Source organism: Acidovorax radicis (genome assembly GCF_020510705.1).
Taxonomy (GTDB): Bacteria; Pseudomonadota; Gammaproteobacteria; order Burkholderiales; family Burkholderiaceae_C; genus Acidovorax; species Acidovorax radicis_A.
In genome coordinates this window covers 2,225,366-2,241,584 of record NZ_CP075184.1, presented here as the reverse complement: position 1 = coordinate 2,241,584, position 16,219 = coordinate 2,225,366, and the positions used below count along the sequence as shown (strand labels likewise).

At 60.6% G+C, this 16,219-nt stretch carries 14 protein-coding genes; 5 read left to right on the top strand and 9 right to left on the bottom strand.

Annotated features, from left to right (window positions below; genetic code table 11):
* The 8 genes from pheT to KI609_RS10200 all read right to left on the bottom strand — a co-directional run bounded on the left by pheT (position 1) and on the right by KI609_RS10200 (position 9,480).
* Positions 1 to 2,448: a phenylalanine--tRNA ligase subunit beta gene (gene pheT, locus KI609_RS10235; protein WP_226449692.1), complete on the bottom strand. Its 2,448-nt coding sequence runs from the start codon at positions 2,446 to 2,448 to the stop codon at positions 1 to 3.
* 122 nt (positions 2,449 to 2,570) lie between these two features.
* Positions 2,571 to 3,623, bottom strand: a complete 1,053-nt coding sequence (gene pheS, locus KI609_RS10230) for a phenylalanine--tRNA ligase subunit alpha (RefSeq protein WP_226449690.1) — start codon at positions 3,621 to 3,623, stop codon at positions 2,571 to 2,573.
* A gap of 101 nt (positions 3,624 to 3,724) precedes the next feature.
* Entirely contained in the window at positions 3,725 to 4,084 is a 360-nt protein-coding gene (gene rplT / locus KI609_RS10225) for a 50S ribosomal protein L20 (protein ID WP_226449688.1), read from the bottom strand.
* A 24-nt stretch (positions 4,085 to 4,108) separates the two neighbouring features.
* The gene (rpmI, locus tag KI609_RS10220; RefSeq protein WP_056645539.1) at positions 4,109 to 4,312 is read right to left on the bottom strand and encodes a 50S ribosomal protein L35; all 204 of its coding nucleotides are present in this window, start codon (positions 4,310 to 4,312) and stop codon (positions 4,109 to 4,111) included.
* Positions 4,313 to 4,508: 196 nt separating this feature from the next.
* Complete coding sequence (gene infC / locus KI609_RS10215; RefSeq protein ID WP_264181387.1) at positions 4,509 to 5,114, bottom strand: translation initiation factor IF-3; 606 nt, start codon at positions 5,112 to 5,114, stop codon at positions 4,509 to 4,511.
* 80 nt (positions 5,115 to 5,194) lie between these two features.
* Positions 5,195 to 7,114 carry a threonine--tRNA ligase gene (gene thrS, locus KI609_RS10210; RefSeq protein WP_226449685.1) on the bottom strand — a complete coding sequence of 640 codons (1,920 nt, stop codon included), beginning with the start codon at positions 7,112 to 7,114 and terminating at the stop codon, positions 5,195 to 5,197.
* A 317-nt stretch (positions 7,115 to 7,431) separates the two neighbouring features.
* Positions 7,432 to 8,763: an isocitrate lyase gene (gene aceA, locus KI609_RS10205; protein ID WP_226449683.1), complete on the bottom strand. Its 1,332-nt coding sequence runs from the start codon at positions 8,761 to 8,763 to the stop codon at positions 7,432 to 7,434.
* Between the two features lie 243 nt (positions 8,764 to 9,006).
* Entirely contained in the window at positions 9,007 to 9,480 is a 474-nt protein-coding gene (locus KI609_RS10200; RefSeq protein ID WP_226450306.1) for a gamma-glutamylcyclotransferase, read from the bottom strand.
* An 83-nt stretch (positions 9,481 to 9,563) separates the two neighbouring features.
* Here KI609_RS10200 and KI609_RS10195 point away from each other — a divergent pair, with 83 nt between their 5' ends.
* Positions 9,564 to 10,475, top strand: coding sequence for a DMT family transporter (locus tag KI609_RS10195; RefSeq protein ID WP_413463424.1), 912 nt, complete (start codon positions 9,564 to 9,566; stop codon positions 10,473 to 10,475).
* A 50-nt stretch (positions 10,476 to 10,525) separates the two neighbouring features.
* Here the strand turns inward: KI609_RS10195 and rraA are convergent, their stop codons facing one another.
* A complete protein-coding gene (rraA, locus tag KI609_RS10190) occupies positions 10,526 to 11,038 on the bottom strand; it encodes a ribonuclease E activity regulator RraA (RefSeq protein ID WP_226449679.1) in 513 nt (170 codons plus the stop codon).
* Positions 11,039 to 11,317: 279 nt separating this feature from the next.
* Here rraA and KI609_RS10185 point away from each other — a divergent pair, with 279 nt between their 5' ends.
* The 4 genes from KI609_RS10185 to KI609_RS10170 all read left to right on the top strand — a co-directional run bounded on the left by KI609_RS10185 (position 11,318) and on the right by KI609_RS10170 (position 16,111).
* The gene (locus KI609_RS10185) at positions 11,318 to 11,638 is read left to right on the top strand and encodes an SWIB/MDM2 domain-containing protein (protein ID WP_226449677.1); all 321 of its coding nucleotides are present in this window, start codon (positions 11,318 to 11,320) and stop codon (positions 11,636 to 11,638) included.
* A gap of 309 nt (positions 11,639 to 11,947) precedes the next feature.
* Positions 11,948 to 14,128, top strand: a complete 2,181-nt coding sequence (locus KI609_RS10180) for a TonB-dependent receptor (RefSeq protein ID WP_226449675.1) — start codon at positions 11,948 to 11,950, stop codon at positions 14,126 to 14,128.
* Between the two features lie 29 nt (positions 14,129 to 14,157).
* The gene (locus KI609_RS10175) at positions 14,158 to 14,847 is read left to right on the top strand and encodes a Fe2+-dependent dioxygenase (RefSeq protein WP_226449672.1); all 690 of its coding nucleotides are present in this window, start codon (positions 14,158 to 14,160) and stop codon (positions 14,845 to 14,847) included.
* A 106-nt stretch (positions 14,848 to 14,953) separates the two neighbouring features.
* Positions 14,954 to 16,111 (top strand): alpha-hydroxy acid oxidase, encoded by a 1,158-nt coding sequence (locus KI609_RS10170; protein ID WP_226449670.1) that lies wholly within the window; start codon positions 14,954 to 14,956, stop codon positions 16,109 to 16,111.
* Positions 16,112 to 16,219: the final 108 nt, after the last annotated feature.

Below are 16,219 nucleotides of genomic sequence, written 5' to 3'. Positions count from 1 at the left end.
TCAACCACGCAACCTTGCACCGACGTGCTGGGTCAATCGAGCCACGACGGCCTGCACTGCACCGTCGATTTCAGCCTCCGTCAAAGTCGCCTCGTCGCGTCCCAGCGTCAGGCGCACCGCCAGGCTCTTTTCGCCCTGTGCCAATCCGCCTGCGGGAGCTTCTTCTCCGGCACGCAGTGGTTTGGGCCGGTACACGTCAAACAAAACGGCTGAACGCAACACACCCCCAGGCAACGCCTGCTCCACTGCAGCCATGATGTCTCCGTGCGTCACACGCTCGGCCACCACCACGGCCAGATCCCGCTCAACCGATTGATGCTTGGTGACAGATTTGAACTGGGGCACTGCACGTTGCAGCACAGCATCAAGCTCCAATTCGAACAGCACTGGCGCCTGCGGCAGATCCCAGGATTGGCGCCATTGGGGATGCAGTTCGCCCACAAAGCCAATAGCGCGCTCATTCACCCACACGCTGGCGCAGCGGCCCGGATGCATGGCGGGGTGGCTGGCGGGCTCAAAGCGCGCCTGCAGCGGCGCGAGCAAAGCCTCGACATCACCCTTGACGTCAAAGAAGTCAACGACTTGCTCCTTGCGCCCCCATTGCAATGCATCGTTGGGCCCATAAGCCAGACCTGATACACGCATGGGCTGGTGAAATCCATCAACCGTTGTATCGGTGTTGCGCACGCTCGCATCACGCAGAAAGACACGGCCCAGCTCGAACACGCGCACGCGCTCTGTCTTGCGATCCAGATTGAACTTCAAAACTTGTAGCAACGAACCCAATAGCGTAGAGCGCATGACGCTCATCTGGCTTGCAATGGGATTGAGCAGCTTGATGGGCTGCGCATTGGCTGCCAGCTCCTGTTCCCAGCGTTCTTCCACAAAGCTGAAGTTGATCGTCTCTTGATATCCCAGACCTGCGAGCGAACGGCGCACGGCAAACGGGCTGCGCGTGGCCTCGGCCGCCAGCTTGGGCGTGATGGGCGCCAGTGGCGGCGTGGTGGGCAGGTTGTTGTAGCCGACCATGCGGGCAATTTCTTCGATCAGGTCTTCCTCGATCGTGAGGTCAAACCGGTAGGCTGGCGGCGTAACCGTGAGCAAACCATCGGCCTGCTCCAGTGGCAACCCAAGGCGCTGCAGCACGTCTGCGCATTGCGCCTGCGTCAATGGCATGCCGATGACCTTGACTGCGCGCGCAACACGCAGCGTGACCGGCTGCGGCACGGGCAGATTCACCGATTGATCGTCCATGGGGCCGCAGGCCGTACCAGGCGTGCCACAGATATCGATGACGAGCTGGGTGATGCGTTCAATGTGTTCAACCGTCAGGCTGGGGTCGACACCCCGTTCAAACCGGTGCCCCGCATCGGTGGAAAAGTTGAAACGACGCGAACGCCCTGCCACCGCCTTGGGCCACCAGAAGGCCGCCTCAATATAGATGTTTTGGGTGTCGTCGGACACCGCCGTGGCATCACCGCCCATGATCCCGGCCAGCGACTCCACTTGCTGGGCATCGGCAATCACGCCGACCTTTTCATCCAGCGTGATGGTGTTGCCATTGAGCAGCTTGAGTTGCTCACCAGGTTTGCCCCAGCGCACGTCGAGGCCGCCGTGGATCTTGTCGAGGTCAAAAATATGCGAGGGGCGTCCCAACTCAAACATCACATAGTTGGAGATGTCCACCAGCGGCGACACGCCCCGCTGGCCACAACGGGCCAAGCGGTCCAGCATCCACTGCGGGGTCGCCGCACGCGTATTCACGTTGCGCACAATGCGGCCAGAGAAACGGCCACACAGGTCGGTGGCACTCACCTTCACAGGCAGCTTGTCGGCGAGCGTCGCGTTCACGGCAGGGAACGACTGCGGCTGCAGTGGCACACCGGTCAGCGCAGACACTTCACGGGCAATGCCATACACGCTCAGGCAATGCGCCAGATTGGGCGTGAGCTTGAGGGTGAACAGCGTGTCATCCAGATTCAGGTGTTCGCGGATGTCCTGGCCCACGCGGGCAGCGCCATCAAGCTCGAGCAGGCCACCGTGGTCTTCCGAGAGCTTGAGCTCCCGCGCCGAACACAACATGCCCTGGCTCTCCACGCCGCGCAGCTTGCCCACTTTGATGAGGAAAGGCTTGCCGTCATCGCCCGGAGGCAACTCGGCCCCCACCAAGGCGCATGGCACCTTGATGCCAACGCGCGCATTGGGCGCCCCGCAAACGATGTTGAGCAACGCACCCTGCCCCACGTCCACCTGGCACACACGCAGGCGGTCCGCATCGGGATGCTGTACGGCTTCCTTGATTTCACCCACCACAATCTTGGTGAACGGGGGCGCCACGGGGCGCAGCTCTTCGACTTCCAAACCCGCCATGGTCAACGTATCGGCCAATTCTTGGGTGGTCAGCGGTGGATTGCAGAATTCGCGCAACCAGGACTCGGGAAATTGCATAGTGAGATTCTTTGGCGTTAGCTCTTAAAAAGATAGCTGGGTGCGCTTTTCAATACTCGGTTTCAATATAAAAATCCATGGAAACCTAATGAACACAAGCGCTAACAGCTCACTTTTTTGCGTTACTGAAACTGCGACAGAAAACGGATGTCGCCGTCGAAAAACAGGCGCAGGTCATTGACGCCATAGCGCAGCATGGTCAGGCGGTCGGGCCCCATGCCGAAGGCAAAGCCGATGTACTTCTCGGGGTCGAGGCCCATGTTGCGCACCACGTTGGGGTGCACCTGGCCGGAACCAGCGACTTCCAGCCAGCGGCCGGCCAACGGACCCGTCTGGAATTGGATGTCAATCTCGGCGCTGGGCTCGGTGAAGGGGAAGAAGCTGGGGCGAAAGCGCAGCACGAGGTCGTCGCTTTCAAAAAACGTGCGGCAAAAGTCCGTGAAGATGACTTTCAGATCCTTGAAGCTCACGTTCTCACCGATCCACAGGCCTTCGCACTGGTGGAACATGGGCGAGTGCGTCGCGTCACTGTCCACGCGATAGGTGCGGCCAGGAGCGATAACGCGGATCTCAGGCATGGACTGCCCCGCATCCAGCGCAGCGCGGTGTTTCTTGACATGCTGCACCGCGTGGCGGATCTGCATGGGGCTGGTGTGCGTGCGCAGCAGATTGGGGGCGGTGGCAGTGCCGCCCTCAACATAAAACGTGTCGTGCATGGAGCGCGCGGGGTGATCCTCGGGCGTGTTCAATGCGGTGAAGTTGAACCAGTCGGTCTCGATCTCAGGCCCCTGCGCTACATCGAAGCCCATAGAGCCGAAGATGCCCTCAATGCGCTCCAGCGTGAGCGACACGGGGTGCAGACCGCCTTGCCCGCGTCGGCGGCCTGGCAGCGTGACATCCAGCGCCTCGGCCTTGAGCTGAACTTGCAGTTCGGCATCGGCAAGGGCTTGGCGGCGCGCGGTGAGCGCAGCCTCGATGGCCTGCTTGGTCACGTTGATGGCCGCACCACGGGACTTCTTTTCCTCGGCGGAAAGCTGCGCCATGCCCTTCATGAGCTCGGTCACGCGGCCCGACTTGCCCAAAAATTGCGCTTTGGCATTTTCCAGATCAGCGGGGGTGGCGCTTTGGGCAAACAATTGCCGTGCGCTTTCGACCAGAGAATCCAACTCGTTCATATCAACTCTTGAAAATGAACAAGGGCTAGCGCCTTTTCAAGCCCTAGCCCTTGCTGTTATTGCGCAAGCAGCTATCAAGAAGATAGCTACTCATCGTGAACTCAAGCAGCCAGCTTGGCCTTGACTTGCTCCACGATGCTGCCAAAGGCAGCCTTGTCGTGCACTGCGATATCGGCCAGCATCTTGCGGTCGATCTCGATGGATGCCTTCTTCAGGCCGTTGGCGAACTGGCTGTAGGTCAGGCCCAGTTCACGGGCAGCGGCATTGATACGGGCGATCCACAACTGGCGGAACACGCGCTTCTTGGTGCGGCGGTCACGGTAGGCATATTGCCCAGCCTTCATTACCGCCTGTTTGGCGATACGGTAGACATTACCGCGGCGACCACGGAAACCCTTAGCGAGGGCGAGAACTTTCTTGTGACGGGCACGGGCCGTTACACCACGTTTGACGCGAGGCATGTATGTACTCCTTGTTCGTCGTTATTAAAGGCCAGCACCGGGCAGCATTTGTGCGATAGAGCCCATATTGGTCTCATGCACAGCAACTGCACCACGCAGGTGGCGCTTGTTCTTGGTGGTCTTCTTGGTCAAGATGTGACGTTTGAAGGCTTGACCGCGCTTGACGGTGCCACCGGGACGAACGCGGAAACGTTTTTTCGCGCTGCTCTTGGTCTTCATTTTGGGCATGTGAATGCTCCTTTTTCATTGTGCTCGTGAGGCGTTTGCAAACCGATCTGCAAACTTGTTGGCCCCGAGCCACTTTTTTCGAAAGGCTTGTGGGCCTTCCGATTTGGCAGCGCTTTCGCACCACCTTTGAGCACCGCGCCCTTGCAGGCACAGCGCTCAAATTCTCAAAAAAAACCGAACTCCAAACCTTCTGCGTTCAAGCCGAAGTACCGGGAGCAGCCTCTGCCGCCGCGGGCTTTGCCGCAGCAGGCTTCTTCTTGCCAGGGGCGATCATCATGATCATCTGGCGGCCTTCCAGCTTGGGAAACTGCTCGATCAAGATGGAATCCGCCAACTCGTCGCGAATGCGGTTGAGCAGCGCAAGACCCAACTCCTGGTGGGTAATTTCACGGCCACGGAAACGCAGCGTGATTTTGCACTTGTCGCCCTCCGCCAAAAACCGGCGGATGTTGCGCATCTTGATGTTGTAGTCGCCATCGTCCGTACCCGGACGGAACTTGACTTCTTTGATCTCAATGACCGTTTGCTTGGCTTTGGCTTCCGCCGCACGCTTTTGCTCCTGGTACTTGAACTTGCCGTAGTCCATGAGGCGGCAAACCGGAGGAATGGCCGTGGCGGCAATCTCTACCAGATCCACATCCAGCTCTCCGGCCATGCGCAAGGCCTCCATGAGGCTGACAACGCCCAAAGGCTCATTCTCAGGCCCGGACAGACGAACTTCCGGGGCCATGATTTCACGGTTCAGGCGGTGCTTGCGCTCTTCCCGGTGGCGACGATCACGAAATTCAGTAGCGATGGCTATCTTCCTTGAATCAAAATGCTACAAAATAAGTAGCTACTTCCGCACAGTCCACGAGCCGCAAAGCAGTTTTGTGTTCAAAATCAGGCTTTGGTGGCGATGTCGTTAGCGATCAGTTCAATGAACGCATCAACCGACATCACACCGAGGTCACGATTACCCCGGGCTCGCACTGCAACGGCACCTGCCGCCTTTTCCTTGTCGCCAGCGACAAGAATGTAGGGCAGCTTTTGCATCGAATGCTCGCGTATTTTATACGTAATCTTCTCGTTGCGCAGATCCAGGGCCACCCTAAGGCCTTGATTGGGCAGCGCTTTTTGCAGTTTTGCAGCGATTTCACGACAGTAATCGGACTGCGCATCGGTGATGTTGAGTACGGAAACCTGCACCGGAGCCAGCCACGTAGGCAGAGCGCCTGCGTGCTGCTCGATCAGAATTCCGATGAAACGCTCAAGGCTGCCGACAATGGCACGGTGCAGCATGATGGGGCGATGGCGGGCACCGTCCTCGCCCACGAATTCTGCGTCCAGGCGCTCTGGCATGTTGGGGTCCACCTGGATCGTGCCGCACTGCCACGGACGACCCAGCGCATCCTTGAGCGTGTACTCAATCTTGGGGCCGTAAAACGCACCCTCCCCTGGGAGGTATTCAAATTCGCAGCCAGATGCCCGCAACCCCTCGGCCAAGGCGTTTTCCGCACGGTCCCAGCTCTCCTCGCTGCCAATGCGCTTTTCAGGGCGTGTGGACAGCTTGTAGATGATGTCGGTGAACCCGAAATCCTTGTAGACCTTCTGTAAAAGTGTGGTGAACGCCACCACTTCGGCCTGGATCTGGTCTTCCGTGCAGAAGATGTGACCATCGTCCTGCGTGAATGCGCGCACGCGCATGATGCCGTGCAGGCCACCGGACGGTTCGTTGCGATGGCATTGGCCGAACTCGCCAAAACGCAGCGGCAGATCGCGGTAGCTCTTGATGCCCTGCTTGAAGATGATGATGTGGCCCGGGCAGTTCATCGGCTTGAGCGCATAGTCGCGCTTTTCCGATTCCGTCACGAACATGTTCTCGCGGTACTTGTCCCAGTGGCCGGTTTTTTCCCACAGGCCCTGGTCCAGAATCTGAGGCGCCTTGACCTCCTGATATCCGTTGTCGCGGTACACGCGGCGCATGTACTGTTCCACCTCTTGCCACACCGTCCAGCCCTTGGGGTGCCAGAACACCGTGCCTGGCGAGTGCTCGTCGATGTGGAACAGGTCCAGCTCGCGGCCCAACTTGCGGTGGTCGCGTTTCTCCGCCTCTTCCAGCATCGTGAGGTATTGCTGCAGCTCGTCCTTGGTGGCCCACGCTGTTCCATACACGCGTTGCAGCATTTCGTTGCGGTGATCGCCACGCCAATAGGCACCCGCCACCTTCATGAGTTTGAAGAATTTGAGCTTGCCCGTGCTGGGGACGTGCGGACCACGGCAGAGGTCTTCGAAATTGCCTTCGCGGTATAGGCTCACATCTTCATTGCTGGGGATGCTTGCAATGATCTCGGCCTTGTAGTGTTCGCCCAGGCCCTTGAAATACGCCACCGCCTCATCACGCGGCAGCACGCGACGCACCACAGGCTCATCCTTCGCGGCCAACGCAGCCATGCGCTTTTCGATGGCGGCCAGATCTTCGGGCGTGAAGGGGCGTTTGTAGGCAAAGTCGTAATAAAACCCGTTTTCAATCACCGGGCCGATGGTCACCTGCGCTTCAGGGAACAGCTCCTTGACGGCATAGGCCAGCAAGTGGGCTGTGGAGTGACGAATCACCTCCAGGCCATCCGCGTCTTTGGCCGTGATGATGGACAAGGGGCTGTCTGCCGTGATCTGGTGGCTTGTATCGACCACCTTGCCATTGATCTTGCCAGCCAGGGCCGCCTTGGCCAGACCCGCACCAATCGATGCAGCCACTTCGGCCACCGTAACCGGGCCCGGAAACTCGCGCTGAGAACCATCAGGAAGCGTGATGTGAATCATGGGATAACTCTTTCTTTTCAATCAGTGCAACGGGTACGGGCACGCGCCAGGCCCAGAAACAAAAAAAGCGCGGAACAGGTCCGCGCTTTGAGAGGGATGTATGCAATCTCGTGCAGGCGCGAACAGCCAGCCTTAGCGGCCGGTAAACATCTCCGATGTCGTTCGCGGTGTCATAACCAGATTGCCTTTCTCGCTCTTGTTCAGTGAATATCGCCGTATTTTAACCTTGATACAAACAAAAAACCCAAAGCGGCTGCTTTGGGTTTTTGGAGGATGTGGTTTGCGCCGCAGGTTGCCAGCGCAAACCCGCATGAAGTTCAGTGGAACTGCTCTTCTTCGGTCGAGCCCGTCAGTGCCTTCACGCTGGACGCGCCGCCCTGGATCACCGTGGTCACGTCGTCGAAGTAGCCTGCGCCCACTTCCTGCTGGTGCGACACGAAGGTATAGCCCTGTTCGCGCGCAGCGAATTCAGGCTCTTGCACCATGTTCACGTAATGCTTCATGCCTTCGCCGTTGGCGTAAGCGTGGGCGAACTTGAAGGTGTTGAACCAGTTGATGTGGATGCCGGCCAGCGTGATGAACTGGAACTTGTAGCCCAAAGCCGACAGGTCTTCCTGGAACGAAGCGATTTGCGAGTCGTTGAGGTTCTTCTTCCAGTTGAACGATGGCGAGCAGTTGTAGCTCAGCAGCTTGCCGGGGCACGCTGCGTGCACAGCCTGGGCGAACTCCCGGGCAAAACCGAGGTCTGGCACGCCGGTTTCGCACCACACCAGATCGGCGTAGGGGGCGTAGGCCACGCCACGGCTGATGGACTGCTCCAGGCCGTTCTTCACGCGGTAAAAACCTTCGGGGGTGCGTTCGCCAGTCAGGAAACGCTGATCGTTGGCATCGTGGTTGGACGTGATCAGGTTGGCCGCTTCCGCATCAGTGCGGGCCAGCACGATGGTGGACACTCCCATCACGTCGGCAGCAAATCGGGCTGAAATCAGTTTTTCGCAAGCCTCTTGCGTGGGCACCAGCACTTTGCCACCCATGTGGCCGCACTTCTTGACAGCGGCCAGCTGGTCTTCAAAGTGCACGCCAGCAGCGCCGGATGCGATCATGTTCTTCATCAGCTCAAACGCGTTCAGCACACCGCCGAAGCCAGCTTCAGCGTCGGCCACGATGGGCAAAAAGTAGTCGATGAACTCTTTGTCGCCAGGGTTGATGCCACGGCCCCACTGGATTTCGTCGGCACGCTTGAAGGTGTTGTTGATACGGCGCACCATGGTGGGCACCGAATCGTATGCATACAGCGACTGGTCGGGGTACATGGTTTCGGACGTGTTGCCATCGGCCGCGACTTGCCAGCCCGACAGGTAAACAGCTTCGAGGCCCGCCTTGGCTTGCTGCATCGCTTGGCCGGCAGAGATCGCACCGAAGGCGTTCACGTAACCCTTCTTGGCTTCGCCGTTGATTTTGTCCCACAGCTTTTCAGCGCCGCGCTTGGCCAGCGTGTGCTCAATGGGCAGCGAGCCGCGCAGGCGCACCACGTCCGCTGCGGAGTAACCGCGCTTGACACCCTTCCAGCGGGGGTTCTGGGCCCAGTCTTTTTCGAGGGCAGCAATTTGTTGTTCGCGGCTCAGTTGTTCATTGAGGGATTGGGGCATGAGATCACTCCAGAAGGTTGGTTGAAAACGCCGGGCTGCTGTAGGCCGCCCTTGGAGACAACTTTAAGTCTTCTATAAGACCCGTGCAAGCTCTTATGTCTTATATAAGATATAAATTTTCTTGTTTAAAAACAATGGTTTAACCCATTAATTTCTCAATGCAAAACGCAATTTCTCATATTGAGAAAAAATGTGGCAACGCAGCATCCGTTGAATTTTGCATTAAGAAAATCAACTTTCGTATTACGAAAAATCACCTGCTCGGCCATGCCCAACGGCCATGAGCCAGTCCCCATGGGCAATGGCGGGGGCAGCCACCACGCACCGGGGGTTGATTTCGTACACCAGACAGCACAAGGTCTGCCCTTGCACCCGCACGGTAATTTCCCGTTTGGTGTATTCGTCGGTCGGGTTGGCGCCCAGGCCCTCAATCTCATCCAGAACCAATTCGAGGGCGGGCTCTATGGCAAACACCTCGCCTTGTACTTCGTTGCCAGGGTCACTTTCACTTGCGCCGCTGGCACCCGGGCTTTCACCGCCACCAAGCACCATGCCCGGGTAGGCACCCAGGTGGTACAGCACACCTGGCACACGGCCAGAGCCGATAAACCGTGGCGCGGGTTGCAGGCGCGTGATGTCGTTGCGACCCGTTCGACGCAAGGTGCCGTACACAAATACATGGCGGGACGATGGGTCGGGTCTGGTTTCGTCGGGCATCATGCGCACTCGTTTTTTGAACAGCCCCTAGTCTAGTGAACACGCCCCGTCGCCCCCTCGCCTATTTGTGCCTGGCCCTCAGCATGTCGCTGGTGGGCTGCTACGTTGCGCTGTCCAAACCGCTGGCGGCGGTGCTGCCGGTGCTTCTGCTGGCCTGGTTGCGGTTTGGTATTGGCGGCGTGGCGATGCTGCACTGGCTCAAAAAGCCCCTGGACGAACCCGCGCTCACCCCGCAAACCAAACGGCTGCTTTTTCTGGAGTCGTTCCTGGGCAACTTTTTGTTCACCATCTGCATGATCTACGGTGTGAGCCTGACCGACGCCGTGTCGGCCGGTGTCACCATGGCGGCCATTCCCGCCGCAGTGGCAGTGATGGGCTGGGCCTTCTTGCGCGAACGGGTGGCTCCGCGCACTTGGGTCGCCGTGTTGTGTGCTGTCATCGGCATTGGTCTTTTTTCACTATCAAAACAAGAGCACATTGCGCAGACCAGTCAAGCGCTTACGGGCAATAATGGCAAAAACTTGGCATGGTTGGGCCACTGGCTGCTGATGGGCGCCGTGGTGTGTGAAGCCGCGTACACGGTGATCGGCAAAAAGCTCACCGCCAGCCTGGGGCCCAAACGCATCACCTCGCTCATCAACCTGTGGGGGTTTGTGCTGACGACCCCTTTCGGGCTTTATCTGGCCTGGGATTTCCCCTTTGCCACGGTCGGCTGGGGTACGTGGGCGCTGCTGCTGTTTTATGCACTGGCCGCCTGCATGTGGACGGTATGGCTCTGGATGACCGGCCTCAAGGCCGTGCCAGCCGCCCAAGGCGGGGTGTTCAGCGTCATGCTGCCCGTGAGTGCGGCGGCAGTGGGCGTGGTGGCGCTGGGTGAATCACTCACCACGCTGCAATTGATCGCCTTTGCCATTGCCCTGGCGAGCGTGGTGCTTGCCACCCTGCCCTCACGCGCAGCCATGCGCGTGCGTCAAAACCACCGCCCGGTCGATTGAAGGCAGCGGCCGCAGGTGCGCCGTGCCCGGCAAAAACAGCCGAGAGGGGGTCAGGCCGCCAGCGCCTGGGCGCTCACCACGATGCCGTCCGCATCGGCATACAGCCAGTCACCGGGACGCACCCACACGCCTTGGATCTGCGCAGGCACATCGCGCAGGCCTTCATTGCGTTTTTCTGTAGGCAGTGGCATGAGCGCCAGGGCGCGAATCCCGACGGCCGTCGCATTCAGCTCGGCCACGTCACGCACACAGCCGTCCACCACAATGCCCGCCCAACCATTGCGAGCCGCAGCTGCAGCAAGGTTGCCGCCGACCAGCGCACGGCGCAGCGAGCCCCCACCATCTACCACCAGAACACGCCCCGCCCCTGCGGAATCCACGGCGGCCTTCACCAAGGTGTTGTCCTCATGGCATTTCACGGTGCTGACCTGGCCCGAGAAGGCGTTGACGCCGCCAAAGCTCTGAAAAACGGGCGCCAGCACACGAAAAGCACCACTGGTGTCGCCCTTGTGTACATCACAAAAATCACAGGTGCTGAATGCAGGAGGGAGCGCGGAGGTCATGGCAAAGGCCTTTCACAATGGCAAAAATCAAAGGATAACGACGTACAGATAAGCCCTGCTGGGCCCACCGCGCCCGGCCCAGCCGAACACCGCATTTTGTCAAGCCAGTGGTGCCGCTAGGGGTGACGGGCCCGCCTGGCGCAGCACCGCCGCTACAAATCGAGGCAAAAAAAGCGTTTTCTCCCTTGGAAACGCAATTTTTTCCCATTAGCATCGGTCTGCCAGTAGCAAAGCGTCGTTTAGCTGGTAAAAATTTACGTCCAACAAGGAAAACCCAACATGGCAACTGCAAAAAAAGCTCCGGCAAAAACAGCCCCAGCAGCCGATAAGGCCGCTGCACCCGCCAAGAAGCGCACCCCCAACGCCGCTTTCATGAAGGCGCTCACGCCCAGCCCTGCGCTGGCTGCCGTGGTGGGCTCGGCACCGCTGCCACGCACGGAGATCATCAGCAAGCTGTGGGTCTACATCAAGGCCAACAACCTGCAGGACGCCGCCAATAAGCGCAACATCAATGCAGATGCCAAGCTCAAGGAGCTGTTTGGCAAGCCACAGGTGTCGATGTTTGAACTCGCAGGCCTGATCGGCAAGCACGTCAAATAAGACGCTCTGCCTTGCAGCAAAAAACCGGCTTTCGCCGGTTTTTTTTCGCCTGGACGCCGGCAAAGGTGTGGCAGACAAACATCAATACAAATGAGAATGACCCGCATTTGATGTAACATAAAGAAGCACGACGACGCACAGCCATGTTGATCTAGCCACTGCCTTTCGTCGGCTCTTGGCGCATCCACGCGCCACCTGCCCCCCTCACTGACGGAGTCCATCTTGGCCAATCCACGCGCCCCGCGCCTCAGCCCCGTGCTGCCCTCACCTTCCACTGCCGTAGCCCCCGCGAGCCCCGCCACACATGGCATGTCTTCGGACGTGGCCTTGCTGCCTTTGGGCGCACTCATGCTGGCAGCCTCCATGGGCGCCATGGCACAAACCAGCCCGCCAGAAACTACCCTCTCGACCGTGACTGTGAAAGAAGCGGCCGACGTGCAGGGCAAGGACACACTGCTGATCAAAAAAACCACCGTGGGCAAAGGCAAGCAGGACATCAAGGACATTCCGCAGTCCGTCACGGTGTTCACCGAAAAGCTCATGGCCGACCGTAACCAGGACGACTTCCGCGACGTGCTGCGCACCACGGCGGGCGTGACCTTCCAGGCCGGCGAAACCGGCGAAGAGGATGTGCGTTTGCGCGGTTTCTCGCTGGGCCAGGCGGGCGACATATACATCGACGGCATGAAAGATGCCCCGCTGATCGAGCGCGACACCTTCAACAACGACCGTGTGGAAGTGCTCAAGGGCTCGGCGTCGATGCTGTTTGGCAAGGGCTCGACCGGTGGCGTGGTCAACCAGGTCAACAAGGCACCCCTGCTGATCGACCAGCACGAAGTCTCGTACACCCTTGGCACCGGCAAGGAAAACCGCCTGACGGGCGACTTCAACTTCAAGACCGGTGAAAACGCAGCGTTTCGCCTGAATGCGCTGGTGCACAACGCGGACAACTATGGTGCCAAGCAGGACAAACGCGGCATTGCGCCCACGTTCGCCTGGGGCATCGGCACGGCCGACGAGTTCTCGGTGGGCCTGTACTACCTCGACGTCAAGGGCCGCCCCAACTACAACAGCCCCTGGATCAGCGACAACGGCAAGATCGTCGCCACCTTGCCGTCCAAGAACTACTACGGCCTCAACAGCGACCACCTCAACACGTCGTCGCAGTACGTCACCATGGGCCACATCCACCGCTTTGGCGACGGCGGCGAGTTGCAGACGCGCCTGCGCCGCGGCAAGTACGAACGTGACCTGCTGGCCAGCACCATCGGTTTTGCCAACCCACGCCCCACGGCGCTGGACCAGATCAACGGCGACACCGTGCTGACGCGTGGCTCCAAAGGCCGCATCGGCGAGAGCACGATGACCCAGGTGCAAAGCGACTACACCAACTCGTTCAACCTGGGCGGAATGAAGAACGACGTATTGGCCGGCGTGGACTATTACCACGACGATGCCAGCCGCAACGCCAACTACGCCAACCCCACAGCCCGCCCCAACACCACCGTGGGCACGCCTAACAACGGAGACTGGGTTGCCGACACACGCGCACCCGTGGCGCTCAATACCTTCAAGGCGCAGAACCTCGGCATCTACCTGCAGGACACGCTGTCGCTTACATCCACCGTCAAACTGGTGGGCGGCCTGCGCTACGACCGCTTCAAGGCGAACTACCGCAATGCCGACGGCACCTTGGCCGACGAAACCTCTGACGGCCTTTGGAGCCCCCGTGCAGGGCTGATATTCCAGCCCGACGAACTCACGTCGTACTACGTGTCGTATGGCTCTTCGTACAACACGTCTGGCGATACCTACCAGTTCGGCAGCATCAGCACGGGCGGCACCGTGGCCAACCCAGGCACCGGTTCGCTGGCCAACACGCCCCCCGAAAAGAGCCGCAACATCGAGATCGGCGGCAAGTGGGAGCTGTTCGAACGCCGCGCGCTGCTGGGCGTGGCCGCGTTCTACAGCGAAAAATTCAACGAACGCAACACCGACCCCGACAACCCGGGCTACCTGCTGTCGGGCAAGCGCCACGCTACGGGCATGGAGTTCAACCTGGCCGGCCGCATCACGCCGAAGTGGGAGATCTTCACGAACCACACCTGGATCCCGAACGCCAAGATCGACAAGAGCACCACGGTGCTGGCGTCCAACGGCGGCGGTGCACAGGTGCAGGGCGACCGCCCGGGTCTGACGCCCAAGCACAGCGGCAGCATCTGGAGCACCTACGCCGTTGCGCCCCAGTGGCGCGTGGGCGCAGGCCTGACCTACCGTGGATCACAAAATCCCGAGGGCTCGCGTGCCATGGAGGCCAGCGGCTTTGCCACGGCCGACGCCATGGTCGAATACAGCATCAACGACAAGACATCGCTCAAGCTCAACGTCACCAACCTGACCAACAAGCTATATGCCGACACGCTGTACCGTGGCTTCTACGGCGCCGGGGCCACCCGCTCGGTGCAACTGACGCTCAAATCGCGCTTCTAAAACCCGCCCCTGCATGCTGCTCGCCCTCCATGTTCTTGCACCTCAAAAACATCCTCACACCCGATGAGGTCCAGACCGCCCGCTCCCTGCTGGGAGCGGACGCACCCTGGATCGATGGCCGCAGCAGCGCGGGGGGCCAGGCGCTGGCGCACAAGCGCAACGAGCAACTGGCGCAAGACAGCGCGCCATCGCACCAGTTGCGCGCGCTGGTACTGGCCGCACTGCAGCGCGACGCGCTGTTCTTTTCGGCAGCCCTGCCCAAGAAGATTTTCAATCCGCTGTTCAACCGCTACAGCGGTGACAGCAATTTTTACGGCGACCATGTCGATGGCGCCGTGCTGCGCTCCAGGTCACCGGACCAATGGGTGCGCAGCGATATCTCCTGCACCCTGTTCCTGGCCGGGCCTGAGGAATACGACGGCGGCGAGCTGCGCATCCACGACGCGCACAGCGAACGCCACGTCAAGCTGCCAGCCGGTGACATGGTGCTCTACCCCAGCTCCACGGTGCACCAGGTGGCGCCCGTCACGCGCGGCGCGCGCATCGCCAGCTTTTTCTGGATCGAAAGCATGGTGCGCTCGACCGAGCAGCGCCTGCTGCTGTGGAACATGGACATGGATCTGCTCAAACTGCGCAGCCGCGTGGGCGACACCGACCCCGCCGTGGTCGGACTGACCGGCACGTACCACAATCTGCTGCGCATGTGGGCGGATGCCTGAGCCCCCCCGGGGGCCATCAGCAACGCCTTTAGCCCCCCGCCACGGCTGCGGTTCTATTCAAAAACAATAGCTGCTTGCGCTTGACCAGATTGCGCTAGAGGCCATTTTGACCAAAAACACTGCCCCCACCCTGCAACGCGGCACGTTGCCACCCGCCACGGCCAACCTGGCAGACCACGAACTGCACGCGCGCCAGCGCCTGGACGACAACGCCTGGGCCTATTTCAGCGGTGGCGCTGGCGACGAGATCACGCTGCGCGCCAACCGCTGCGCGTGGGATACCCTGCCGCTGTGGCCCCGCGTGCTGCGCCCCCTTGCGGGCGGCCACACGCGGGTGACGTTGCTGGGCCGCACCCTCGCCCACCCGGTGCTGGTTGCACCCATCGCCTTTCAGCGCCTGGCCCACACCGACGGCGAACTGGCCATGGCCTATGCAGCAGCGGCACAGGGTGCGGGGGTGGTGCTGAGCACGCAGGCCAGCGTCGCACTGGAAACCATTGCGCACGCCGTACAACCCGACCCGGGGCGCGGGCCGTTGTGGTTTCAGCTGTATCTGCAGCATGACCGTGGTTTTACGCAGGCCCTGGTGCAGCGCGCCGAAGCCGCCGGTTATGAAGCCCTGGTGCTGACGGTGGACGCCCCCGCCAGCGGCGTGCGCGACCGCGAGCGGCGTGCGGGCTTTCGGCTGCCGCCCGGTATCGCTGCGGTCAACCTTGCAGGCCTGCAGGCTCCGGCACCCGTTGAGCCGCACCCCGGCCAAAGCGCCCTGTTCGATGGCCTGCTGCACCATGCCCCCACGTGGGACGACATCGCCTGGCTGCGGTCCATCACCCGCCTGCCGGTGCTGCTCAAGGGCGTGCTGCACCCTGCCGACGCGCGCCTGGCGATCTCTGTGGGCGCTGCGGGCCTGATCGTGTCAAACCACGGCGGGCGCACGCTCGATACGGCACCCGCCACGGCCCAGGCATTGCCACGCGTGGTGCGGGCCGTGGCAGGCGCCGTGCCGGTGCTGGTGGATGGCGGAATCCGGCGCGGCACCGACATCCTCAAGGCCATAGCGCTGGGCGCATCGGCGGTGCTGGTGGGGCGGCCCGTGGTATGGGGCCTTGCCAACGCGGGGGCGGTCGGTGTGGCCCATGTGCTGCGCCTGCTGCGCGACGAGCTGGAAGTGGCGATGGCCCTGACCGGGTGCGCCACGCTGGCCGACGCCTCGCCGGCATTGCTGGACGCAGACGCCCCGCTCAACGACGACGCCCCACGCTGAGCGTTGTCTCACGCCTGTTATCCCAATGGCAGAAAGTGATTGGGATGGGGTGAGTTTATTTATTGCAAATGCGATAGATTCGTATTTATAATACAATCACTTCTTCTT